The sequence below is a fragment of the Selenomonas sp. oral taxon 149 str. 67H29BP genome (genome assembly GCF_000146365.1).
GTDB classification, from domain to species: domain Bacteria; phylum Bacillota; class Negativicutes; order Selenomonadales; family Selenomonadaceae; genus Centipeda; species Centipeda felix.
On sequence record NZ_GL397087.1, the window covers coordinates 1,538,801 to 1,562,538 of the forward strand.

17 protein-coding genes are annotated in these 23,738 nt (G+C 58.7%); 9 read left to right on the forward strand and 8 right to left on the reverse strand.

The genetic code is table 11. From position 1 onward, the window contains the following. Positions 1-17 precede the first annotated feature (17 nt). The 5 genes from HMPREF9166_RS07390 to HMPREF9166_RS07410 are packed head-to-tail and all read right to left on the reverse strand — an operon-like array spanning position 18 to position 5,692. Entirely contained in the window at positions 18-770 is a 753-nt protein-coding gene (locus HMPREF9166_RS07390; protein ID WP_009753358.1) for a PP2C family serine/threonine-protein phosphatase, read from the reverse strand. Further along, positions 767-1,534: a VWA domain-containing protein gene (locus HMPREF9166_RS07395; protein WP_009753359.1), complete on the reverse strand. Its 768-nt coding sequence runs from the start codon at positions 1,532-1,534 to the stop codon at positions 767-769. The genes HMPREF9166_RS07390 and HMPREF9166_RS07395 overlap by 4 nt, the downstream gene beginning before the upstream one ends. Positions 1,535-1,549: 15 nt before the next feature. Next, entirely contained in the window at positions 1,550-3,745 is a 2,196-nt protein-coding gene (locus tag HMPREF9166_RS11710; protein WP_009753360.1) for a zinc-ribbon domain containing protein, read from the reverse strand. After that, a complete protein-coding gene (locus tag HMPREF9166_RS07405) occupies positions 3,745-5,034 on the reverse strand; it encodes a hypothetical protein (RefSeq protein ID WP_009753361.1) in 1,290 nt (429 codons plus the stop codon). The genes HMPREF9166_RS11710 and HMPREF9166_RS07405 overlap by 1 nt, the downstream gene beginning before the upstream one ends. 49 nt (positions 5,035-5,083) lie before the next feature. Further along, a complete protein-coding gene (locus HMPREF9166_RS07410; RefSeq protein WP_009753362.1) occupies positions 5,084-5,692 on the reverse strand; it encodes a DUF4352 domain-containing protein in 609 nt (202 codons plus the stop codon). 363 nt (positions 5,693-6,055) lie between these two features. Between HMPREF9166_RS07410 and clpX the strand changes: the two genes are divergently transcribed. After that, complete coding sequence (clpX, locus tag HMPREF9166_RS07415) at positions 6,056-7,351, forward strand: ATP-dependent Clp protease ATP-binding subunit ClpX (RefSeq protein ID WP_009753363.1); 1,296 nt, start codon at positions 6,056-6,058, stop codon at positions 7,349-7,351. A gap of 378 nt (positions 7,352-7,729) precedes the next feature. Here clpX and HMPREF9166_RS07420 read toward each other — a convergent pair whose 3' ends face one another. The 3 genes from HMPREF9166_RS07420 to HMPREF9166_RS07430 all read right to left on the reverse strand — a co-directional run bounded on the left by HMPREF9166_RS07420 (position 7,730) and on the right by HMPREF9166_RS07430 (position 12,059). Continuing rightward, positions 7,730-8,482: a nucleoside/nucleotide kinase family protein gene (locus HMPREF9166_RS07420; protein WP_254655017.1), complete on the reverse strand. Its 753-nt coding sequence runs from the start codon at positions 8,480-8,482 to the stop codon at positions 7,730-7,732. A gap of 359 nt (positions 8,483-8,841) precedes the next feature. After that, entirely contained in the window at positions 8,842-11,106 is a 2,265-nt protein-coding gene (locus HMPREF9166_RS07425; RefSeq protein ID WP_039981194.1) for an anaerobic ribonucleoside triphosphate reductase, read from the reverse strand. A gap of 182 nt (positions 11,107-11,288) precedes the next feature. Next, on the reverse strand, positions 11,289-12,059 hold the full coding sequence (locus tag HMPREF9166_RS07430) for a class I SAM-dependent methyltransferase (RefSeq protein ID WP_172664511.1): 771 nt from the start codon (positions 12,057-12,059) through the stop codon (positions 11,289-11,291). Between the two features lie 211 nt (positions 12,060-12,270). Here HMPREF9166_RS07430 and trpS point away from each other — a divergent pair, with 211 nt between their 5' ends. The 8 genes from trpS to HMPREF9166_RS07470 all read left to right on the forward strand — a co-directional run bounded on the left by trpS (position 12,271) and on the right by HMPREF9166_RS07470 (position 23,715). Further along, complete coding sequence (gene trpS, locus HMPREF9166_RS07435) at positions 12,271-13,275, forward strand: tryptophan--tRNA ligase (RefSeq protein WP_006690867.1); 1,005 nt, start codon at positions 12,271-12,273, stop codon at positions 13,273-13,275. After that, positions 13,275-13,994, forward strand: coding sequence for a phosphocholine cytidylyltransferase family protein (locus HMPREF9166_RS07440; RefSeq protein WP_039981683.1), 720 nt, complete (start codon positions 13,275-13,277; stop codon positions 13,992-13,994). Before trpS ends, HMPREF9166_RS07440 begins: the two co-directional genes overlap by 1 nt. 104 nt (positions 13,995-14,098) lie before the next feature. Continuing rightward, on the forward strand, positions 14,099-15,394 hold the full coding sequence (aepX, locus tag HMPREF9166_RS07445) for a phosphoenolpyruvate mutase (protein ID WP_009753368.1): 1,296 nt from the start codon (positions 14,099-14,101) through the stop codon (positions 15,392-15,394). Between the two features lie 32 nt (positions 15,395-15,426). Then, entirely contained in the window at positions 15,427-16,134 is a 708-nt protein-coding gene (locus HMPREF9166_RS07450; RefSeq protein WP_009753369.1) for a trans-aconitate 2-methyltransferase, read from the forward strand. A gap of 3 nt (positions 16,135-16,137) precedes the next feature. Beyond that, positions 16,138-17,232 (forward strand): 2-aminoethylphosphonate aminotransferase, encoded by a 1,095-nt coding sequence (locus HMPREF9166_RS07455; RefSeq protein WP_009753370.1) that lies wholly within the window; start codon positions 16,138-16,140, stop codon positions 17,230-17,232. A 41-nt stretch (positions 17,233-17,273) separates the two neighbouring features. After that, entirely contained in the window at positions 17,274-19,382 is a 2,109-nt protein-coding gene (locus HMPREF9166_RS07460; protein WP_009753371.1) for a sulfatase-like hydrolase/transferase, read from the forward strand. A 1-nt stretch (position 19,383) separates the two neighbouring features. Further along, a complete protein-coding gene (locus tag HMPREF9166_RS07465) occupies positions 19,384-21,537 on the forward strand; it encodes a sulfatase-like hydrolase/transferase (RefSeq protein ID WP_009753372.1) in 2,154 nt (717 codons plus the stop codon). 30 nt (positions 21,538-21,567) lie between these two features. Then, the gene (locus HMPREF9166_RS07470) at positions 21,568-23,715 is read left to right on the forward strand and encodes a sulfatase-like hydrolase/transferase (protein WP_039981685.1); all 2,148 of its coding nucleotides are present in this window, start codon (positions 21,568-21,570) and stop codon (positions 23,713-23,715) included. Positions 23,716-23,738: the final 23 nt, after the last annotated feature.

Below are 23,738 nucleotides of genomic sequence, written 5' to 3' on the forward strand. Positions count from 1 at the left end.
ACTTTTTGTCAACTTTTTTACATTCGCACCATCAGCGCGATGCTGCAGTCATCACCAGTCGCCTGAATAACACTGTTCTCAAAGCTTCTGCGCAGCATTTCCTCCATGTTCGCGCGTTCCTCTCCGCGGGCTGTGTTGAAGACACGGTGCAGGACAGGCGCGAGGGTCTTCTGTCGGCGATCATAGAGGCTCATTTCTGCGCCGTCGGAGAGAAGGACGAAGCCGCATATATCTGCCACATCCCCTTTGACAAGTTTCATGGTGTCCGTCGCCTCAGGCGAGGTGATGAATACCGTGGTATTGATAAACTCACCGTTAAGCGGCTGAGAGAGGACGACGAGCTGGTCTTCGCGTAGGCAGCCAATGACGCCGTCACCAATATGAAGGAGAATGAAGCGATCCCCCTTGACGGCAACAGCGAGCAGCGTAGAGGCAAGAGCATCAACATGACACGCACATTCGTCCGCCCGTGCGGCGAGTGCCGTACGCAGCTGTGTAAGGATCTGTTGTTTGACGAGTGTCCCGTCTATCTCTGCATCAAAGGCATCAAAGGAGCTAGAGAATACCATCGCAATCTCCCGACAAACGGTCTCTGCCCCCTCTTGGGAGAATGCAGCAGAGCCCGCGCCGTCAGCGAGAGCGATGACGGCAGTGCCCCCCGATTCACAGGCATAGGTCTTATCCTGGCACGGCAGGTCTCCGGCACGGTGCCGCCGCCCTGTAACGGCACACTCTGCAAAGTTCCATAGAATACCGCGTTCTTCGCTCAAGAGAGTGTGCTCCAGTCTTTGATACGATCGACATCGAGCTTGATTTTATCTCCTGGTGTGGAGTTCGATACGACCTTGATGCTGCTGCTGAGCCATGCAAAGAATTCTTGGAATTTCAGACCGTCGAGCCGCAGCGGCTCCCATTTCGGCGAGAGTGCAGCAAGCGCGTCCATGCCCGGCTCGCTCCCAATGCCGATAGGGAAGACGGTCAGCTTACCGGCATTCACAAGTTCCGTGACGCGCTGGGTGGCACGGCGCAGCTCAGTAGGATCGCCATTCGGTTCGCCGTCGCTCATGAGGACGAGCCACGGCTGATAGTAGTCGACCCCCTTATCCTGATACTCTTTCTTGCGCTGCGCCAGCAGGTCGAGGGCGAGGTTGACCCCCTCCCCCATCGCCGTGAGTCCATTTGCGTGCAGCTGTGGGACGGTCTGCCGTTCAATGTTGGCGAAGTCAAGCAGACATTTTGCCTCGTTGTCGAAGGTGACGATGCTGATCTCAGCAGAGTCGGCGGCGAGTATGTCGGTACGGATTGCCTCGAAGAACATTTCGATGCCCTTTTGAAGCTCCTGTATGCGGCTCTTCCCGCCCTCGACGATCTGCCAGAGTTTGCCATCTTGGCGGATGGTCTCTCCGGTACCGACGTAGCTGCCCGCCTCGACTGCTGCCATGGAGCCGCTCGTGTCAAGGCAGAGGCAGACGGGTACACGCGGCGTCGGATTGGTGACGAGGTCGTCCATGCGGATGAGGTGCAGGTCTTTCATGGTATTTCTCCCATATTATAATAGAAAATGAACGACGGCATAGGCAATGGCAAGCCCGATGCCGATTCCGGCAACGGTCTCAAATGATGAGCTCTCCTCCGCACGGTCACTTTGCGGGACGGGCGTGCGCGAAGAGGTGTTTTGCTGTGGTGTCGTGAGCCACGTCTCGCGCTCCTTCTTTCGCGCCTCGCGGCATTCCCTGCAGTTCTCGGGCTGAGCCAGCCCCTTATCCACGAAGAAGGCGTGCTCGGCAGCGGTGATGCAGAAACGGCTGCCGCACGTTCTACATTGCTTCCATTCATAAATTTCTCCTCTGCACAAGGAACATACGCCGTGGTCGAGCTGCGTGACCGGCACCTCGCTCTTACAAACGCGGCACGGGCGTTTTTCTGGTGACTTCGACTGCTTCGCTCCAGACTTTGTATGCGGCGTTGAGTGCCCCCATGTCTTCGTTTGCTGCGGGGACTTCGCGTCTGCATTTGGTTCAATGTGCTTGTAGCGATTCGGAAAAATCTCAAGTGAGAGGGCATCCTGCTCCGCATACTTCCCATTCGTGAGGAGGTTCTTGTACTCGCGCAGGTTTGCAAGCCACGCGTTCACATCGAGGCGGTCGCACTCTTCGTAGTGTGCTTCGCCCTTGCGGAAGGTCTGATAAAACGGTTCTTTCATCGCACGGCGCGGGAGATGGCTCCAGATGAATCTCCACGGGCCGTCGGGAGCACGGCGATTCGAGTTCTCTCCGCAGGGATAGGAGAAATCACCGCGTGCAATGTTTTCCTGCAGATCGTTGCCGCCCTGCTGGGAGTAAGGCGTCTTACCCGGAAGCATGATGCGGAAAAGCAGGGTCGCGATAGCAAATGCCTCATTTCCCTTCGTGCGCAGAAAGCTTGAGAACGGTTGTCCCTGCACCTCGGGGGCGGTGTAAACGGGGGTGCCTACGGGACAGGGAAAGCCCTCAATCTGATAACTGTCCGTGTCAACAAAGTAGACCTCGGTCGCGGAAACGACGAGGATATTCTGGTCATTCAGGTCGCCGATGAGAATGTCGTGGTCGTGAAGGTACTTGATCTTCTCAAGGATGGTAATGCAAAGGATAACAAGGTCGACCTTTTTCCAGTGCGGGAAAAATCTCTGCAGCCGCCGCGGACTGAAGACGGCAATCTGCAGGGACTGCCCCTGTGCACGCGGCATTAGATAGCCGACGAAGTTCCCGCTCTTGTCCGAGAGCTCCGCAATGGGCCAGCAGATACCTGCGCAGGAGATGCTGCAGCTGAGCATACGGCGAATCTTTTCCCGCCGCCGTACAGTCAGGCAGTCCCGCGCGTAAATCTTCGCAACGTATGGCGTGCCCGTTTCGTAGATCCTGCCCTCGCCGCCCTTACCGATCTCCTTGCCGAGACGTATGCGCTCCGGCACGCCGTTCTGTACGCGGAAGACAATCTCGCCCTCGATGGGGATGTGTGCTGCAGGCAGCGGATCATCGGCGATGGCCGTGACGACGGTCTTTCGTGCAGTGGTCATGGCGGACGAGCGGCTGTCCGTGCGCTGCGGCGCGGGCCTCTGCCCTGCCGTATGCTCATGCCCACCATGCGGTCGACGGTCACCGTCTGTCTGTGCGCGCGCGGAGTCCGTCCTTTTCGTATGCGGCTTCTTTCCATCCTGCGGGAAAAGGTTGCCGCCGCCATCGATGCGCCGTACATGGATTTTCTTGCCGCGCTGAACGGAACGCTGGTTGACAAGGTTGCGGATGTCCGCGCCGAGGTCTGCATCCTGCGTGATGAGAAGGAGGTTGTACGTCATGCGGTGACGCGTAAACTGCGTGATGAAGACGTTGTCTGCGTGACCTTCCCGATCAACCGGCTCTCCACGAAATTCGAGCAGGTTCTCCTGCTGATACCGTGGCAAAAACTCTGACAAACAGCGTTCCGCATTTCGCACATCCACAGGATCATATACCCCCGCGGCGTTCCTGTAAATTTTCTGCAGTTCGTGAAGCACACGCTCCGGAACGATGACGGGGTTGTTGTACTTCAAAATATAGGGTCTGGCGCGTTCCCAGAACGTCGGCGCAGCCTCCTTGAGCAGACTGCAGGTGTCAATGAACACCTTCCAGTCCTTGAAATACATATCAAGCAGCTTCTCTTGCCGCTCCTTCATGTTGCGTCCCGTCCCTACGCGCACGCGCTCTCCACCCCCTACGTCTTTTCTCATCAGCCGATCTCGTCCCATCCACGCGGCAAAGCACTGCGGTCATGCTCCGGTACGCTGCTCTTCGGCGTGAACGGAGTGCTGTCATTGCTATTATCACCGCATTGCCGGTCCACGAGCTCAGCTGTCGCGACATCGTCCGCTGCGGCGGCGGGTGCGCTGCTCTCTATCATACCTTTCTCGAACGCCCGCATATCCGCTGCCATAGTCTCCAGCTCCGCAGCATCCGGCTCGTCGAAGATAATTACCTCGTCCGAACACGGAGGTATCTCCTCAGCGGAAGGCGGTACACGTTCAATCTCCTCAAGGTTCTCAAGAGGCGCATCGGAGGGTTCCGCAGGCACACCGTCAAGGTCATCCCATCCGATCACCGGTTCCCGCACGTCCGCATCATCCTCCTCGTCTGCATAGGAGGGTATGCCGCAGTCTGCGCCCGAAACCTGCCAGCGATAAAATCCGTGATCGGTCTGATATCCGACAAGGTCGATCTCCGCACCGCCGAGGTGAGCACGATTCAGCAGTGCGATCTGTGCTGCACAGTCAGACGTGTTCGTAAAGAGTACAATCTGATGGGCATTTTTGAATCGCGCAAACACGGAAAAGAAAGTACTGAGCTCCGACCCGTCGTCATCTTCACCGCGCAGGTCGATCAGCCCCTCCTCCTGCAGTTGCACCAAATGCTGCATACCGTGCTTGGCTCTTCTGCGCACGGCATCATCCGTGCTGCGCATATCCCCTTCAAGAGCTCGCACAGTCGCGAGGGAGATGAAGAAAGCACTGCCATGTTCACGCAATGCAGCGATCAGCGGCTCTGCTGCCGCAAAGAAGCCCTCCGATGCGACGACGCTGTGGTCAAGGAAGATGCGGCAGTCCGTCGCGAAGGCATGGTAATCCTCCTCCGTCAGCCAGTCGCGTGTACTGTCCTGTGCATATATATCGAGAGGCGCAGGGAATGTGTCGAGCCACCGCTGTGTGAGTGAGAGCGTACCGAGGTGATCGAAAAGACCTGCGTCCTCAGGTGCGTTGAGTGAGAGAATTGTCTCCATCCGCACGGCAATCTCTGGCCTCTCCCGCACAGCGCCGTCCAACACAGCGGCAATCGCGAGGAACATCGTCGCACCGAGCTCCTCGCCTCCCACCTCGATGTCCGCCATCTCCTGTTCGTGGATCCCCAGTACTGCCGCAAACTGCTTCGCATCCATTCGCAGGAGCCGCCGCAGGTACGGCAGAGATTCTTGCATGGCGGTACACATGAGTCCACGCTGCTCTTCATAATAGGTTCGGATATCCATATCTATTCCTCCTCTATCAGCTGGCTGCGCGCCCCCGCGCAGCCCCGTCCTATAATTTGATCTCCGATATCGGCTGATTCGGCCCATGCGGCTGCACCAGTATCTTTGCGGGAGTCGCTCCCGCGGGCATGGCAAAAACAACACTTGCTGTCATCTGCATCCCTGGTGATATGTTTTCCATGTGGAACGTGGCAACCCTGTTGTGAAAGAGCACGCCCATACCGCTGTCCGAGACTGCATAGCTGTTGCCATCCGTATCAACCATGCGTATGTTAAAACTCACGATGTGGATACTGCTCGAGCCTCGGTTTGCAAGCGTCAGTTTGACGAGAGCAAAAGGCCCCTGCACGGTGCCCATCGAACCTGTCAGCGAGGACGGGCGCGAGATGGACTCCACACGCCCGACAAGCGCAGGCTTCTGTGCAGATGCACTCTGCGCTGCAGGTTGGTCCGTACGCAGAGAGCCCCCCGTGGTTTTCTCGCTGCCCTTCTTTGTGCCGCGCTCCCCATTCTCCTTGGTTTTGGCATCCGTCTTTTCTGTTTGCGTCGCTGTCATCGGCTGTGCAGCAGGCGCATCTTTTTTCCAAAGCCCCAAGCCGGGGCCGAAAAAATAGATGAGCGCTCCCAGAATAAGCCCGAACAGGATCCCCTTCCTCATCTCTCTACGTCCTTTCTCATTGAACGCAAAATCATTTTATCGAGTATGAAATCATTCTACCATAAAACAAGATATGCAGCAGAAAAAATTTTCTATCCATGATTACATTTCCCCAGATGATTGTTCCTTGTTTCTTCCCCCTTCCTGTGGTATTCTATGATAGAATTTATTCTGGGGGAAGTACTGATAAGTTCGGCACGACCATCTTGACGCATCTTTTCGTCTGCTTGTCGTCGGCAAATTCTCCACATAGCCCTTGCTATGCGTCCGGTTTGCTGCCTCAATCGGACAAAAATCTACGCCGATCTGAGAGACTGTTTTATCAGTGATTTCCTAGATGAAATACCCTGAAAGGAATTTGAAATGCCGAAAAATCCGGTCAAGCATCAATGCACCTTCTGCAAGCGCATCATCGACGTGCGCGACCAATACGATATGCCGATCTACGATCCGAACACAGGCTTTGCGATCTGCAAGGACTGCGTGCGTGAGATCAACCGCTACCTCGACGAGCACGACGCATCCGTCTCCTCGGAGGAGCGCACGACGTTCCGCAAGGAGCTGGGCGACGTGCTGGAAAAGACGCGCCCGCACCTCATCAAGGAGTATCTCGACACCTACATCATCAATCAGGACCGCGCGAAGAAAATCCTCGCCGTTGCCGTCTACAACCACTACAAGCGCATGAAATACGGCTACGAAAAGAAAGAGGACGAGGGCACGGAGATCGAGAAGTCGAACGTCATCATGCTTGGTCCCTCGGGCTGCGGCAAAACCGCCCTCCTCTCCCATCTCTCAAAGCTCCTCGATGTGCCGTTTGCCGTGACAGATGCCTCCAGCCTCACCGAGGCGGGCTTCGTCGGCGCGGATGTCGAGGTCGCCGTCCGCAACCTCTACTATGCGGCGGACAAGGACGTGGAGAAGGCGGAGCACGGCATCATCTACCTCGACGAGTTCGATAAAATCGCGCGCAAATCCGGTGCGAACAATTCCATCACTGCTGACCCCGGCCACGAGGGCGTCCAGCAGGCACTCCTCAAGATGCTCGAAGGCAGTGTCGTCGAGTTCACGGCGCGCGGCCAGCGTAAACACCCCGAGGCGCCGACCATCAAGGTTGACACGAAAAACATCCTCTTCATCGTCGGCGGCGCATTCGTCGGCATCGAGAAGATCATCGCCAAGCGTCTCAAGAAAGGCAACGTCGCCATGGGCTTTGGCGCGGAGGTGCGCGGCAAGGATCTCGAAAAGGAATACGACGCACTCATCCATCAGGTCACGCCTGAGGATCTCATGGAGTATGGCATCATCCCCGAGATCATCGGCCGTCTGCCCGTGATCTGCACACTCGAAACCCTCGACGAGGACGCTCTCCTGCGCATCCTCACGGAGCCGATCAATGCACCGGTACGTCAGTACCAGCAGCTGCTCGCGATGGATGGCGTGGAGCTCGTCTTTACCGAGGACGCTCTGCGCGCTGTCGCAAAAAAGGCAATCGAGCGCAAGACGGGTGCACGCAGCCTGCGCGGCATCATCGAGGAGGTCATGCTCGACGTAATGTTCGACATCCCGCGTGAGACCGCCCCGCGCCGCGTCACCGTGACGAAGGAATGCATCACCGAGGGCGCGGCGCCGACCGTGGAGAACGCAGCGGCGGGGTGATAAATTTATCCTTGCAAAACAGCATAAACGTGTTATACTGTGTGTAGAAGTCAACGATGGTCATTGACAACCAAAAGAAAGAAATCCCCTGCGGCTGGTTACCGCAGGGGTCTTTCTTTGCAACTGGTGAGGTCGCATCTGGCTGGTGCCACAACGGCGGTCGCTTCTACCGCCCCAGCCTCTGCAGAATCAGCGCCCCGAGAATACTCCCGAGTACGCTGGTCAGCAGGGAAAGCATAACATCTCCGATGGTCATCGTGACAACCTCCCTTCCTTGCCGGATTGGGTTGGTTGGGCCGTGGCAGCTTCAGTATAACACAACAGACGACAAAACTCCCACTGCGATGCCAGCCGCAGTGGGAGTTTTCATATGGAAATTTATACCCGCACGAAGTCGCCGTCTGCCTCCATACGCCAGATCTCGTCCGCCGCACCTGCATGTGCGGCAAAGCGTTCGACGTTGCGGGCATCGCTCGCCTCGCAGAAGGCGGTCGCCTCCGCCTCGGAGAGTCCCCCCTGCACCTTGCGGGCGATGAGGCGATTCCGCAGGAACGCGGCGGGTGCGTCGATACGGACGGCATAGTCGGCGAGCGGACGGAGGCCGCCCCACGGCTCCTCGTCCAAGAGCAGCCAGTTGCCCTCGACGAGGAGGATCGGCGCATCCGCCGTGACGGCATTGGGCACGACATCGTGAATGCGGCGGTCATAGACGGGGAATGTCACGCTCTCCTCCCGCGCCGCGCCGAGTTTCGCCGCGAGTGCGGCGACGTCAAAGGTCTCGGGTGCACCCTTGATGGATTTCAGGGGGATTTCTTCCCCGCCCTGCCGGATGGTATGCGCCGCGAGACAGCGATTCGGGTAGTGGAAGCCGTCCATGCCGAGTGCCTGCACGGGGGTCAGTCCCTCCTCTGTGTGCGAAAGCCGCTCCAAGAACTGCGCGAGCGTCGTTTTCCCCGTAGCGGGCGGCGCGGCAAGGAAGACGATGCATCGCCGCCCGCTGCGCCGCTGCAGCTCCGTGAGACGACGCAGCAGCGGCAGAAAGAGATGCTCCACCGTGTCGGTACGGTAACGAACACGCTGCGGCAGTCCGTTGACGGTCATCGCGCAGGTACGCCACTCTTTTTCACGCACAGAGATCCCCTCCTCGATGGAATATTTTAGCAAAAGTATGCCCGTGGTTCAACTGTAGACAAGTTTCCATATAAAAAGGACTGCTGAACGAGTCAAGCTTCGTACGGCAGTCCTTTCTTGTGCCCCCACCACCGCTTGCTGACCTGTCCAAGAAGCAAGTCCGTAGGACGAAGCTGATTGGGAAAACAGGTCGTATGCGAAAACGTCCCAAGAACACGAGCGTTAGCGATGTGTGATTGGCTGACGTTGACCGCTCGCGGCCCCCCTCCCCCGTCACAACGGAGGAGGCTTTAGCGAAATCATGGCACAGCAGCTTCCCCATTTGCGACGGAGGCTAGGGAAGCTAAGGATATGCTTGCTCAGTCCTTCATGCGCGGCACGGTCATCGTGCCGAAGGCGGTCTCCTTGCGGTGGCAGTGCGGGCACTCGTTCTCGATGAGTCCCGTGTAGCCGCAGACGGGGTCGCGGTCAACAGGGTGGTTGATGGAGAAGTAGCCCATGTCCGCGTCGTGCATGGCGCGGACGACTTTCTCGAAGGCCTTGACGTTCTTCGACGGGTCGCCGTCCATCTCGATGTAGGCGATATGCCCTGCGTTCTCGAGCGCGTGATACGGAGCCTCGATGCGGATCTTGTCGTAGGCGCTGATGTCGTAGTAGACGGGCACATGGCTTGAGTTCGTCATGTAAGAGCGGTCGGTGACGCCGGGGATCGTCCCATAGACGCGCTTGTTCGCACGCTGGAACTGTCCTGCCGTACTCTCCGCGGGGGTGCCGAACGTCGACCAGTTGCGGTGCTCCGCCTCTGTATACGCGTCGGTACGCTCACGCATGTGACCGACGATCTCGAGCCCGAGTTTCTGCGCCTCCTCGCTCTCGCCGTGGTGCTTTCCGATGAGTGCGACGAGGCATTCGGCGAGTCCGCAGAAGCCGATCGAGTACGAGGCGTGCTTCAGCACTTCCTTGATGGAGTCGACGGGACTCGCCTTTTCGCTGTCGAGCCAGACGCCCTGCCCCATAAGGAAGGGATAGTTGTAGATGTGCTTTTCCTCGATAATCTTCAGCCGATCGAGCAAATAGTCGTGGCAGAGGTCGATGTAGTAATCGTAGAGTTCCCAGAATTTCCCCAGATCGCCCTTGGCCTCGAGCGCAAGCTTCGGCAGGTTGATCGTCGTAAAGGAAAAGTTGCCGCGGCTGCCCGACTGCTCGGGGCCGTTGACGTTGCTCATGACGCGCGTGCGGCAGCCCATGGTCGCAACGCAGCTGTTGTAGTCGCCGGGCTTGTAGTACTGGAGGTTGTACGGCGCGTCGATGTTGACGTAATTTGGGAACAGGCGGCGCGCACTGACGCGGCAGGACTCGATAAAGAGGTCGTAGTTCGGATCCTCGGGGTTATAGTTGACACCCGCCTTAAGCTGAAAGACAGAAATGGGGAAGATTGCCGTCTCGCCGTTGCCGAGCCCCTGCCAGATCGCGCTCAGTACCTCGCGGATAACGAGCCGTCCCTCGGGCGAGGTATCTAGCCCATAGTTGATGGAGCTGAACGGCACCTGTGCCCCCGCACGCGAGTGGAGCGTGTTGAAGTTGTGAATGAGCGCCTCCATCGCCTGATGCGTCTCCTCCTCGACACTCTCGCAGGCGAGCTGGTAGATCGTCCGCACGTCCGCCTCGAGTTCCTGCTCCGCCGGGGTGTCGAATGCCGCACTGTAGACGATGTTCAGTGCACGCATGAGTTCGGCACGGGCGCGCTCCGCACGCGCGTCGTCCTGCTTTTCTGCATAGACGCAGACGGCAAAGTCGAGCTCCGCGCGCAGTGCCTTCTTGAACGCCTCGTGGGTAAAATAACCATGCCCGATGTGGTAGAGCAGTGCCTTCCACGCCTCCTCGAGGATCGCCTTGCGGAAGGACTTCTTTACGCCGTCTGCCATGGCGTAGTCAAACGCGTTGATGCTCTGCCCGCCGAACATGTCGTTCTGGTTCGACTGAATCGCGATGCACGCGAGGCTCGCATAGGCACGGATGGAGTTTGGTTCGCGCAGGAAGCCGTGTCCCGTCGAGAAGCCGCCGCGAAAGAGTTTCAGAAGATCGATCTGGCAGCAGTTGAACGTGATGAGTGAGAAGTCCTTGTCATGGATGTGGATGAAGTTCTCGCGGTCAGCAGTCGCGTAGCGCTCATCGAGGACGTAGTTGTCGACGAAATGCTTCGCCCCCTCCGCACCGAGCTTCAGCATGATGCCCATCGACGCGTCTGTGTTGATGTTCGCGTTGTCGCGCTTGAGATCGGAGTCCACCGCATCGGCAAAGAAGATGTCGCGGTAACTCTCCATGAGGTGCTTCTGCGCGCGGCGGCGCTGGGCATGCCGCTGGCGGTAGGTGATGTAGCGGCGCGCAATGTCATAGTGCCCGTGCGCGAGCAGCTGTTTTTCGACGAGATCCTGGATCTCCTCGACGCTGATCTCCGTGCGGTCGCCAAATGCCTCCTCGACGCTCTTCGTCACCGTGTCGATCTCAAGTGCCGTCATCGGGTGGACGTACTCCTTGCTCGCCGAGGTAATGGCATTGAGGATCTTCGAACGGTCGTAGGGCACCGCATTGCCCGCGCGTTTTGTCACCGTCGTCACTGTCATAGATTTCGCTCCTTTATCCATACATAATACTATATCTTGTGGTTTGCATTTTTGCTACGGAAGATATTGTAACAGAGAGGAAGATTCTTGGCAAGGTATTTTTCACGCAAAAAGGCAGCGGTGCGTCACAATATGACATACCGCTGCCCATGTGCGCAGTGAGGCATCCTCGCTGCTTTTTGTTACTTCTTGCTGACGACGGCAATATAGGAAAACTCTTTGCCATGATCGAAAAAGAAATTGAACATCGTGCGGAAACGGTCGATGTTCTCCGTGCGCAGCCCGTTGCGGATGATCTTCATCGCACCGTCGAACCCCTCGTCGCGCACCAATCCGGCAGGATCGAGCAGCGTCATCCGCCCCGTCTGCACCTCCGTCGTAAATCCCGCCTGTTGAAAGAGCTGCCGCCACATGCCCTCAGAGAGCGGATCGACGTTTACGCGAATCGCACGCGAGATCCCCGCGCGCAGCTCCGCCGCCTGCTCCTCGTCGTCCGTGCGCAGGGCAACGTCATGGGTCAGGAGCACACCGCCCGGCTTCAGCACGCGGAAGTACTCGGCGATCGCCTTTGCCTTGTTCTCGCGCGGCAGCATGGTGAGCATCGCCTCATTGATGACGACGTCGAACGCCGCGTCGGGGAACGGCAGCGCCATGGCGTTGCCCTCGACCACATCGACCACATCGGAAAGCCCGTGTGCCTCGATATTGGCACGCGCCTTCGCGAGGGCGGCGGGATTCATATCGAGGCCCGTGATGCGGCAGCCATGCTCCTCCGCCAGCGCGATCATCGTCGTGCCCATGTTGCAGGCGACCTCAAGGACACGCGTGTCAATGGTAAAATCCACATGGGAAAGGAGCCACTCCGTCGCCTCACGCCCGCCGGGACGCAGGCGCGTCTTGCCAAGACGTGCAAGGAACTCATGGCCCATCTCGTTTTGCTTCTGTTCTGTCATCATAACACCTCCGTTGGTCGATTATAGAACGATTCTCAGCATCATTCTACTGGGTATTGGCAGTCGTTTTCTGTAACGAATGTTACGGGCATAAAATTATTTCCGTATCTTCTATCTCCTTAACGGGAAATTCATTGCTCCGCGGCTTTGCTTATCTTTCTCTCATGAGATATAATGAAAGAGATTCTATGTGTATAAGGAAGGAATATCCATGAACGAAAACGATCCAGCCCGCCGCAGGATCATCCTGAGCGGCATTCAGCCCACCGGCACATTCACCCTCGGCAACTATCTCGGCGCGGTGAAAAACTGGCGCCAGCTGCAGAAGGAATACGACTGCTACTACTTCGTCGCCGATCTCCATGCGCTCACCGTCTATCACGAGCCTGCGATGCGGCGAAAGGCAAGCCGCGCGGCGTTTGCCCTCCTGCTCGCGTGCGGACTTGATCCGGAGGAGAGTCTCGTCTTTATCCAGAGCCACGTGAGTGCACACGCGCAGATGGGATGGATGCTCTCCTGTCTCAGCCCGTTCGGTGATCTCAGCCGCATGACGCAGTTCAAGGACAAGTCGGCGAAGCATCCCGAGGACATCAACGCGGGACTCTTCACTTACCCTGCGCTCATGGCCGGCGATATTCTTCTCTATCAGGCGGACTACGTGCCCGTCGGGGCAGATCAGACGCAGCACCTTGAGTTTACGCGGAACGTCGCCGCGCGGTTCAACCACGTCTACGGCGAGACGTTCCGCCTGCCCGAGGGCTATTTCCCGAAGGCAGGGGCGCGCGTCATGAGTCTCGCCGAGCCGACGGCGAAGATGAGCAAGTCCGACGAGAACGCCAAGGCGACCATCTTCATCCTCGACGATGAGAAGACGATCCTCAAAAAATTCAAGTCCGCCGTCACGGACAGTGATGCCGAGGTCGCATTTCGCGAGGGCAAGGACGGCATCAACAATCTCATGACGATCTACTCTGCCATCACGGGGAAATCCTACGATGCGATCACGGCGGAGTTTGCAGGAAAGGGCTACGGCGACTTCAAGACGGCCGTCGGGACGGTCGTCGCCGATGAGCTGCGCCCCATCCGCGAGCGTTATGCAGAGCTGCTCACGGATAAGGCGTACCTCGACGCAGAGATTGCGCGGGGGGCGGAGCGCGCCGCACACATCGCCGAGAAGACGCTCGCGAAGGCGAAACGCAAAATGGGTCTGTGCTGATGAATGCACATCGTGTGACGCGCGCCGTCATTCTCGCAGCTGGGCGCGGGTCACGGCTCGCACCGCTGACCGATCACCTGCCGAAGCCGCTCGTCCCCGTGAACGGCGTGCCGATCATCGCAACCATTTTAGATGCGCTTAATGCGGCGGGGATTTCGTCGATTACTATAGTACGGGGCTATTGCGGCGCGGCGCTTGACACGCTCAAGGACGCGTACCCGCACATCGCCTTTCTCGACAATCCGGACTGGGCGGCGGCAAACAACATATCCTCCATCGCGCTCGCGGGGCGTGCAGGGCTGCTTGAGGACAGCTACGTCATCGAGGGCGATCTCTACCTCGCGCATCCCGCCATCATCACGCCCACACAGGAGCGCACGAACTACATCGCCTTCCCTGTGGCAGCGACGGACGACTGGTGTTTCGACGCGGATGCCAACGGGAGGATCACGCACATCGCTACAGAGAGCTCACACCCCTGTCACCAGATGCTCGGTCTCTCCTACTGGACGGCAGAGGACGGGCGGCGGCTCGCGGCCTGTGCGGATGCGATGTACCGCGAAGAACGATACCGTCAGCTTTACTGGGACGAGATCATTTTGAAATACAATCCCGACACATGTGATGTGTATATCAGGGAGTGCACGCGCGAGGACGTGTGGGAGATCGACACCGTGGCGGATCTGCGGGCGCTGGAGGCGCGGATAAGACATAATTGAGCACCGTCTGCTGGATGCCCGTCTGCGGGGACGTCCGAAGCGAACGCCTCGTCAGATCACAAATAAACACTCCTCCAACGAAATCAGGGAATAGAGGGAAAGATATGAAGAAAGTCTACACCTGCTTCTGCACGGACATCATCCACGCGGGGCACAAGAATCTCCTGCGCGCGGCGGCAGAGCTCGGCCGCGTCACTGTCGGCGTCCTCTCCGACGCGGAGATGGTGCGCTACAACCGCTTTCCGACGAAAACGCTCGAGGAGCGCATGGCGATGCTCAGCGAGCTGCCCGAGGTCGCGGAGGTCATCGTACAGGATCACATCATGTACGACGAGGTACTGGATCGTCTGCGCCCTGACTACGTCGTCCACGGGAGCAACTGGGCACAGGGTCCCGAGTCCTCCATCCGCAAAAACGTCCTCGCGGCGCTCGCGCGCTACGGCGGAAGACTGATCGAACCATCCTATACCTATAATGACGAGGTGCGCAAGATCGACTGGCAGATGCGCGAGCAGCTCGCCATGCCCGAGGCGCGCCGCGGCCGTCTGCGCCGTCTCCTCGATATTGTCCCCATCGTCAAGACCATCGAGGTGCACAACGGCCTCACGGGACTGATCGCGGAGAAAACCGTCGTCGAGAATGACGGCGGCCTCGACCAGTTCGACGCCATGTGGGTCTCCAGTCTCTGTGACTCGACCTCACGCGGCAAGCCCGACATCGAGCTCGTCGACCTCTCCGACCGCATCCAGACCATCAACGAGGTCATGGACGTCACGACGAAGCCCATCATCCTCGACATGGACACGGGCGGAACGGCAGAGCACTTTGCCTACGACGTCCGCACCCTCGAGCGCATCGGCGTCTCCGCCGTCATCGTCGAGGACAAGACGGGCGCAAAGCGCAACTCCCTCTTTGGCACGGAGGTCGCGCAGACGCAGGACACGATCGAAAATTTCTCCGAAAAGATCGCGGCGGGCAAATCAGCGCAGCGCACGGAGGAGTTCATGATCATCGCGCGCATCGAGAGCCTGATCCTCGAAAAGGGGCAGGAGGATGCCCTCGCACGCGCCGAAGCGTATGTCGCGGCGGGTGCAGACGCCATCATGATCCACTCGCGCGCCAAATCACCCGATGAGGTCATCGCGTTCTGCGACGCCTTCCACGCGAGCCACCCGGACGTCCCCATCGTCGCCGTCCCCTCCTCCTACAACACGATCACGGAGGCGGAACTCGCGGCACATGGCGTCCGCATCGTCATCTACGCAAACCAGCTCACGCGCGCGGCATTCCCCTCCATGGAGAATGCGGCACGCTCCATCCTCGTCCATCACCGCGCCCACGAGATCGACAAGGAGCTCCTGCCGATCAAGGACATCATCCGACTGATCGAGGTCGTCTGAGTACTGCGTCATCTGTATGGGAGGAAGGTCACATGGACAGCAAGTGGAAAGCCGTTTGGAACCGACGGCAGGCAAACGAAGCTGCTCTTGCCGGCAGCTGGCAGGATATCTTCCTCGAGCTCAAGCGCATGAACGGCTTCGACGTCATGGAGGGCGGCATCTCTCTGGACGCATGGCTCGAACTGGATGCCGAGATCCAGCATCGGCTGCGTCTCACGCATGGAGACCGTGCCTTTGAGGTCGGCTGCGGTGCAGGGGCAAACCTCTACCTGTTGCAGCGTGCGGGGATAACGGTCGGCGGAACCGACTATGCCGAGGGTCTTGTCGCGATTGCGCGAGCAGTCCTTCCCAATGCCATCGAGCTCTACGCCGGTGAGGCGGACGCCATTGATACAACGCAGAAATACGATGCCGTATACACAAACAGCCTGCTCCACTACTTGCCCAATCTGGGATATGCGGAGCATGTCCTCTTGCGTATGCTCGAAAAAACGACCGGCACGATTGGCCTGATTGACGTACACGATCGTGACAAAGAAGAAGAGTTTCATGCCTACCGCCGCACCGTAATCCCTGACTACGACGAGCGCTACAAGGGACTCAGCAATCTCTTCTTTCCGCGCAGTTTCTTTGAGGACTTTGCCCGCGCACATGACCTGCACATCGTCTTCACGCCAATGCAGCTTAGGGGCTACTGGAACGCGCCGTTCAACTTCAACGTGTTCCTGTATCGGAGGTAAATTATGAACATCCAGCGCAACGTCCTCCTCAACCCGGGACCTGCGACCACGACGGACACCGTCAAGATGGCGCAGATCGTCCCCGACATCTGCCCGCGCGAGCGTGAATTTGGACAACTCATGCGCGAGCTCGGCACCGACCTCCTGAAGGTCGTCCACGCCGATGCAGCGGACTGGGCGGCCGTTCTCTTCTGTGGGTCGGGCACGCTCTGCATTGATTCGTGCGTCAGCTCGCTCGTCCCCGCCGGGAAAAGACTCCTCATCATCAACAACGGCGCCTACTCCGCACGCGCGGCAGCCGTCGCACGCGCCTACTCCGTGCCGCACATCAACCTGACCTTCCCGGCGGACGGTCTGCCCGACCTCGATGCGGTGGAGAGCACGCTCGCAGAGAATCCCGACATCGCCGCCGTCTACACGACGCATCAGGAGACGGGCACGGGCATCCTGAACCCCGTGCGCGAGATCGGTGCGCTCGCCCACGCGCATGGCGCGGTCATGATCGCCGATACCATTTCGACCTATGCCATGATCCCCTTCTCCGCCGACGAGATGAACGTCGACGTCTGCATGTCCTCGGCGCAGAAGGGCATCCAGGGCATGACGGGGCTCTCCTTCGTCATCGCCAAAAAATCCCTGCTCGCGGCGGCAAAGGACTATCCCGTGCGCTCCTACTATACGAACCTCGTCATGCAGTACGAGGGCTTCGAGGAGACGGGCGAGATGCGCTTTACCCCGCCCGTGCAGACCGTATACGCGGCAAAGCGCGCGCTCGCCGAATACTTCGCCGAGGGAGAGGCGAAGAAATGGGCGCGTCATACACGCACGATCAATGCCATCCACGAGGGAATCGCCCGTCTGGGGCTCACCGAGACCATCCCGCGTGCGATCCAGTCGGGACTCGTCGTCGCCGTCAACTATCCGTCGGCAGACTTTGATTTTACCCGGGTGCACGACTACTGCTACGAGCGCGGCTACACCATCTATCCCGGCAAGATGCAGACGGCATCGACCTTCCGCCTGTGTGCACTCGGCGCGATCGATGTGCCCGACATCGCGGCGTTCTTCCGCGTATTCGAGGACGCACTGAACGCATAGCAACAGGAGCCCTATCGCGGCTTTGAGGAAAGGGATCCACCATGCAGGACGACGATTTCAGCACATTTTGGCGCAATAACGAGCAGGCTTCTGCGCTCTTTTATGATCTCCTCGCACGAGCGGAACAGGGCGCCTACGACGACGACTTTCTCATCCAGCTCGCTACGTATCGTAAGGCGGGTGGGGATGCGGCACACGCCGACATCTTCGCGGCGCAGTATCTCCTCGCAAATGGAGATGCAGAAAGCGCCGTCATCTGCGCGGAACGTGCCTTTCGCCTGCGCTCTGTCGAGCCTGCGGTCTGGGCGGTGCTTCGCCGTGCGTACACAGCGACGGCACGCTATGCCGATGCGCTTGTCATGCAGGCGTATACGGCGAAACTGCTGGACCATCCGCTCACGCTCCCGGCGGATATTCCGCGCAGTGCGCTGACGCCCGAGGTGCTCGATCGCCTGTCTGTTGCCATGGGCTCACCATCATTTGCCCCGCTGGCGCTCAGCCGTATCAGCTGCGATGGGGAACATGGTCTCTGCGCATCTGAAGGCGTTTTTGCGGGTGAATACATTCCCGCACCGCACGCTTTGCACCCCCCCTACTACGTTGCTACGTATACCGAGCAGGAACAGCAGGGGGACAAAGCCTGGCTGCTGCAGACGATTCAGGATGCAGCGGGGTTTGCCTACAATGTCGGCGGAGGGTTCACCTATGAACTCATTCGCGCCAGCCGTGCTCCCGGGTACGCCGAGATTCACTGCACAGGAGAGACCGTTTTCCCCATCATCGGCGTATCAGCCTTTCAAAATCTCCATATAAAGACCTCATCGGTGGATCAGGACACGCCTCTTGCGCCCGCAACACCGAATTTTTTCCGTCTGTGTGAAGACACCCAGCTGTCCTCGGATCATGATTTTCTCGTCGGCGTACCGATCGCAATCGGGCACAGCCCGACGCGCCGTCCGCTCGTGCTGAACATCCTCACCGATGCACTCTCATGGGAGGTTGTGCGTACTCACTTTGCCGAATGGATGCCGAATACGGCCCGCTTCTTCGCGCGGAGAACGATCTTCGATCAACATTTCTCCGCATCGGAGTATACCTATCCGTCTCTCTCGACCATTGAAACGGGGATGTATCCGCACCACAATCAGATCTTCAACGATACGCTTGCCGTCCTCCTCAACCCTGAATATATCCCGCTCTCCGAGCGCATGCGTACATGCGGATATGCCACGGCGAATCTCATGGGGGAGGGCAGCGGAGTCTATAACGGGGCAACGCGCGGCTTTGACCGGCTTGTGATCGCGCCCTATCACCTGTTCGCCTACGAGGCTGCGGAACGAACCATCCGCTATTTGGAGGGGCTCCGCGACGCCGATCATTTCATCTACCTGCACACATTGGATGTGCATCCATGGCCTTATCCGCGCTTTCAGATCACTGCGAGCACGCAGGCACGTCTGCCGCTCGAGGATCGTCTGTCGGGGGCAAGGAGCACCTCTCCCAGTCCCTATCTCCAGTCCACAAAACTGAGCATGGCTGCCTATATCCAGGGCATCCGTGATCTCGACCGGGCTCTCGGCACACTCTTTTCCTATCTGGAGCAACACTACACACCGGATGAGTACCTCGTCAGCCTCTACTCCGACCACGGCGTTCCCATATTCAGCAAGCACCACTACATCGTCAGTCCGGACATGACACACACTGCATGGATGATGCGCGGGGCAGGCGTTCCCGCGGGGATCACGGTGAGCGAAATGACCAGCACGGTGGACATCTATCCGACACTCGCATACCTTCTCCATTTCCCTGTCGGAGAACATGTGGATGGCGTCCTACCGCAGATCTTTGGCGGCAGAGGACGTGAGATCGCGTTCAGCAACTCGCTCTACCCCGGACGTACCTACTGCCTGCGCGCACGTACGCGGGCGCATACATTTCACCTCGAGTCATCAGATGCTCTCCTGCCGAATGGGACGGTGGATCTCGCCCGTGCTGTCACAGCATTCTATCCACGCGGCGAGGAGGGGATCGCGGGACGTGAAATTGACGATCCCGTACTCCGTTCCTTCTTCTACCCGCGTGTGCGGGATTTCCTAACGGGCATCGCAAGCAATGGGGAGGTATTCCCGCCGCCGAAGGAGGTATGAGATGAACGACGATTTCAGCATATTCTGGTACAATGATGAGCACGCACAGGGGCTCTTTTATGATCTCCTCGCACGGTCGGAGCAAGACGCCTACGACGACGAATTTCTCGTGCAGCTCGCCGCGTATCGTGAGGCAGCGCCCGCGAGTGAGCGCGCCGATATCTTTGCGGCGAAGTACCTGCTCCATCACGGCGATGCGGAAAACGCCGCCGTATGCGCAGAGCGTGCCCGCGCAAGGCGCCCGCTCAACGCCGAGATCTGGAAGCTCCTCGCCGCCGCCGATAAGGCCCTCGGCCGCGAAAGCGATGCGGCCGCCATGCAGGGCCATCTCTACGGCCTTTACGGCGCGCCGATGCCATCGCTGGATATGGGATCACCATCGCTGACAGAGGCACTGGATCGACTCTCCCTCGCCATGGGAACATGCCTCAATATACCGACTGCCACGAGCCGTGCCTACGTGGAAAACGGGGAGCTTTTATTTCGTCCCGATATATTTGTCGGTGAGGCACTCCCCCTCACCATGCCGGAGGGAAGCGCATCCTTTTGGGGTGGGATCTACGCCGAGAATGCCTGTCTGTCGGATCAGAGTCATGTGCTGACCGATCTGCGGCATGAGCGTTCCTTCTGTCGTCATGGCTACCACGACTTCTTCTTCGATCTGCAGAAGGCGCAGGAGGTCCGCGGCACGGTGTCCATCCAGCTTCCGCCGGGGGAGGAGGCGATCATCCCCATCGCGGGCACGGCACCGGAGCAGCCGCTCGCCGTAACAACGGCATCCGACGGCACACAGGAAACCTGTTTGGGCAAATGGTCGTTTAATTTCTTTCGCTTCAGTGAAAATGCCACCCTGCACGCGCCTGCGGACAGCCCCTATACCGTCGGCACGCCGATCCGCCTTGGGCACAGCCCGCGGCGCAGAAAGCTCGTCCTGAGCATCTTTGTCGATGCGCTGTCATGGGCCATCGCACGCCCCTATGCAGAGACACATCTGCCGAACATCATGCGTTTCTTCTCGCGCGGAACAATCTTTGATCAGCAGTTCTCGAGCTCTGAGTATACCCTGCCCGCCTACCCCGCCATCGAGACCGGATACTATCCGCATCATACAAATATATTTAATCTGCGCGTCGGATACGAGCTGCCGCTCCGTATGCCGACCATCGCAGAGCGGATGAAAGGACTCGGCTACCACTGCGCTGCCCCCATGGCGACGACACAGGGGATCGCACACGGTCTGCTGCGCGGGTTCGACCGTGTCATCGCCGCCGGATGGACGCTGCACACGGCGGTCGGCGTGGACTCCGTCCTCCGCCACATCGACGCCTTTGACGAGACCGATCAGTTCCTCTTCCTCTATCTGCTGGACGTGCATCCGTACAATGCACGCTGGTTCAAGTGCGATACTGCCGTTGAGGCACACCTGCCGCTTGCGGAACGGTTCTTCCCGCATGACTCTGATGTAGCGAGTGTCCGTCTGCCCAATCTCCGCATCTACCAGGAGCAGTATCTGGAGCAGATGCGGCAGACGGATCGCACGCTCGGGCTGCTGTTCTCCTATCTGGAGCAGCATTTTAACGAGGATGAGTATCTCATCAACCTGTATTCGGATCACGGGATTCCCATGTTCGGTGATACCATCGGCGGCAGCATCGACATCCTCAGCGAGCGCTCCACCAGTGCCACGTGGATGATGCGCGGTGCGGGCGTCCCCGCGGGCACCGTTGTTCACGATCTCACGAGCACGGTAGATATCTACCCGACCCTAGGGCATCTCTGCGGGTTCCCCGTCAATGACGATATTGACGGCCGTCTCCCCGCTCTCTTCGGCGGTTCGCCGCGCGACGCGGTATACAGTGCATCGCAGTATCCCGGACAGACATATAAACTCGCCGTGCGCACCCACGATCACACGATGCGCGTTGAGACACAGGATCCCGTCGATGAGGACGGCACGGTGGACTTTATGATTACGCGCGCCGGTATCTATCCGCGCGGCCATGAGCTCGAGGCAGGCTGCGCTGTTGACCAAGAGGATTTGAATGCGTTCTTCTATCCGCGTGCCCGTAACTTCGTCCGCGAGATCGCGAACAATGGGGAGTTCTGGCCCTCGATGCGCGCCGCACGCCCGGAGTGGTTCGGTGGACAGCCCTAAAAAACGCAGCCGAAAGAGGAAAGAGATATGATGAGCGACGATTTCAGCGTGTTCTGGCGCAATAACGAGCGGGCATCTGCGCTCTTTTATGATCTCCTCGCACGCGCGGAGCAGGACGCCTACGACGACGACTTTCTCGCGCAGCTCGCCGCCTATCGGGAGGCAGAGCCCACGAGTGAGCGCGCGGATATTTTCGCGGCGAAGTACCTGCTCCATCACGGGGATACGGAGAATGCGGCGGTCTGCGCGGAACGTGCCTACCGCAAGCGCCCCGTCAATTACGAAGTTTGGCTGCTGCTGGCCGATCTCTATGCACGACTGAACCGCCCGATCGACGTGCTCATCATGCAGGGATACGCTTATGGTCTCTACGATGCGCCGCAGTTCTCCTTTCACCTCGACGAGGATCAGCTCCGCGAGGGGTTGGGGCGTCTGTCGATTGCACTGGGCATGGGCAAAGGGGCTCCCTTGGCAAAGGTGCGCGCGGTCATCAGAGAACAGGGGCTCCAGTTCTCTACGGATCTTTTCATCGGCGAGCCGCTCCCTCTCACCATGCCGCCGCATTACTCCAGGTTTTGGGCGGCATCCTATACGGACTACTATCTCTCCGACCAGGGCATCATGCTTGACCACAACCGCCACACGGACGCATTCAGCACATACGGCTACCGCGCCGCTTCGTTCCAGCTGCAGCAGGCAGAGGAGGTGCGCGGTCCATCGGAGATACAGATCCCGGCAGAAACAACCGCCATCGTTCCCATCGCGGGCACAAGCCATCTGCAAAAGCTGACCATCACAAATGCAGGAGCCTCCCATCCGCTGTACTTTGGAAAATGGGCGTTCAGTCTTTTTCGTCTGGAGGGATCCGCGCACATCACCCCCGCGGATGACCGTCCTTACGCCATCGGCACACCCATCCCACTGGGACACAGCCCCGCACGGCGAAAGCTCGTGCTGAACATTCTCGTCGATGGACTTTCCTGGGGCGTCATCCGTACATGTTTTGCCGAATGTATGCCGAATACCGCCCGTTTCTTTGCACGCGGCACGATCTTTGATCAGCATTTCTCCGTATCGGAATTCACATATCCCTCTTTGCCGACCATCGAGACGGGACGTTATCCGGCGCATACGCAGGTATTTAACGAGAACGATAGTCACGAACTGCCCCTCGACATCAAGACGCTCTCGGAGTCGATGGCGGATCTCGGCTACTATACCGCCGCACCGCTGGGTGCAGCGGACTGCATCTACAGTGGAGCCATGCGCGGCTATCGGACGCTCAATGCAGAGCCATGGACGCTGCCAAGTGCCGATATGGCGGAACGTACCATCCGCCAGATCGAGGCATTTAACGAGACAGATCAGTTCCTGTACCTGCACACAACAGATGTTCACCCATGGAACCCCAAGGGGTTCAAGTTCTACCCGGCGACAGAAACACACCTCCCACTGACACAGCGCGTTTTTGAGGTGGATGAAAATGTGACGAGTGTGCATCTGGCGCAGCTGCCCGTCTACCAGGATCATTTTTGGCGCAGTCTTTCCTGTGTTGACCGCCACCTCGGTTATCTGTTCTCCTACATTGAGGCGCACTTTGACGAACGCGATATCCTCGTCAGTCTCTACTCCGATCATGGGAATTCGGTATTTACCATGCCTGTGAACGGCAGTGTGGACGTCATCGCCGAAAATGCGACGCACGCTGTATGGATGATGCGCGGTGCGGGTGTCCCCGAGGGACACATCGTAAGCGAGTTGACCAGCTCGGCAGATCTCTATCCGACGCTCGGGACGCTCTGCACCTTCCCCGTCGCAGACGACATCGACGGCAATCTGCCGGCGGTCTTTGGCGGAAAAGAACGCGATGCTGTATATAGTATGTCGATGTTCCCGGGACAGACCTATAAGCTCGCCGTGCGCACCCACGACCATGCGCTGCGCCTTGAGACGCAGGAAAAAGTCGATGAGGACGGTACGGTGGATTTCGCAGATGCGCGTGTGGGGATCTATCCGCGCGGCCATGAGCTCGATGAAAACTATGTCGTGGACAGTGCGGAGCTGCAGGCATTCTTCTGCCCGCGTGCCCGTGACTTCGTCCGTGAGATCGCGAACAACGGGGAGTTCTGGCCCTCGATGCGCGCCGCACGCCCGGAGTGGTTCGGTGGACAGCCCTAAAAAACGCAGCCGAAAGAGGAAAG

Coding starts and splice junctions, on each gene's coding strand:
- HMPREF9166_RS07430 (WP_172664511.1), bottom strand. CDS start 12,059: ATGACAGAACAGAAGCAAAACGAGATGGGCCATGAGTTCCTTGCACGT.
- HMPREF9166_RS07440 (WP_039981683.1), top strand. CDS start 13,275: ATGAATGCACATCGTGTGACGCGCGCCGTCATTCTCGCAGCTGGGCGC.
- trpS (WP_006690867.1), top strand. CDS start 12,271: ATGAACGAAAACGATCCAGCCCGCCGCAGGATCATCCTGAGCGGCATT.
- HMPREF9166_RS07395 (WP_009753359.1), bottom strand. CDS start 1,534: ATGAAAGACCTGCACCTCATCCGCATGGACGACCTCGTCACCAATCCG.
- HMPREF9166_RS07465 (WP_009753372.1), top strand. CDS start 19,384: ATGAACGACGATTTCAGCATATTCTGGTACAATGATGAGCACGCACAG.
- HMPREF9166_RS07470 (WP_039981685.1), top strand. CDS start 21,568: ATGAGCGACGATTTCAGCGTGTTCTGGCGCAATAACGAGCGGGCATCT.
- HMPREF9166_RS07425 (WP_039981194.1), bottom strand. CDS start 11,106: ATGACAGTGACGACGGTGACAAAACGCGCGGGCAATGCGGTGCCCTAC.
- HMPREF9166_RS07450 (WP_009753369.1), top strand. CDS start 15,427: ATGGACAGCAAGTGGAAAGCCGTTTGGAACCGACGGCAGGCAAACGAA.
- HMPREF9166_RS07460 (WP_009753371.1), top strand. CDS start 17,274: ATGCAGGACGACGATTTCAGCACATTTTGGCGCAATAACGAGCAGGCT.
- clpX (WP_009753363.1), top strand. CDS start 6,056: ATGCCGAAAAATCCGGTCAAGCATCAATGCACCTTCTGCAAGCGCATC.
- HMPREF9166_RS07455 (WP_009753370.1), top strand. CDS start 16,138: ATGAACATCCAGCGCAACGTCCTCCTCAACCCGGGACCTGCGACCACG.
- HMPREF9166_RS07410 (WP_009753362.1), bottom strand. CDS start 5,692: ATGAGGAAGGGGATCCTGTTCGGGCTTATTCTGGGAGCGCTCATCTAT.
- HMPREF9166_RS11710 (WP_009753360.1), bottom strand. CDS start 3,745: ATGAGAAAAGACGTAGGGGGTGGAGAGCGCGTGCGCGTAGGGACGGGA.
- aepX (WP_009753368.1), top strand. CDS start 14,099: ATGAAGAAAGTCTACACCTGCTTCTGCACGGACATCATCCACGCGGGG.
- HMPREF9166_RS07405 (WP_009753361.1), bottom strand. CDS start 5,034: ATGGATATCCGAACCTATTATGAAGAGCAGCGTGGACTCATGTGTACC.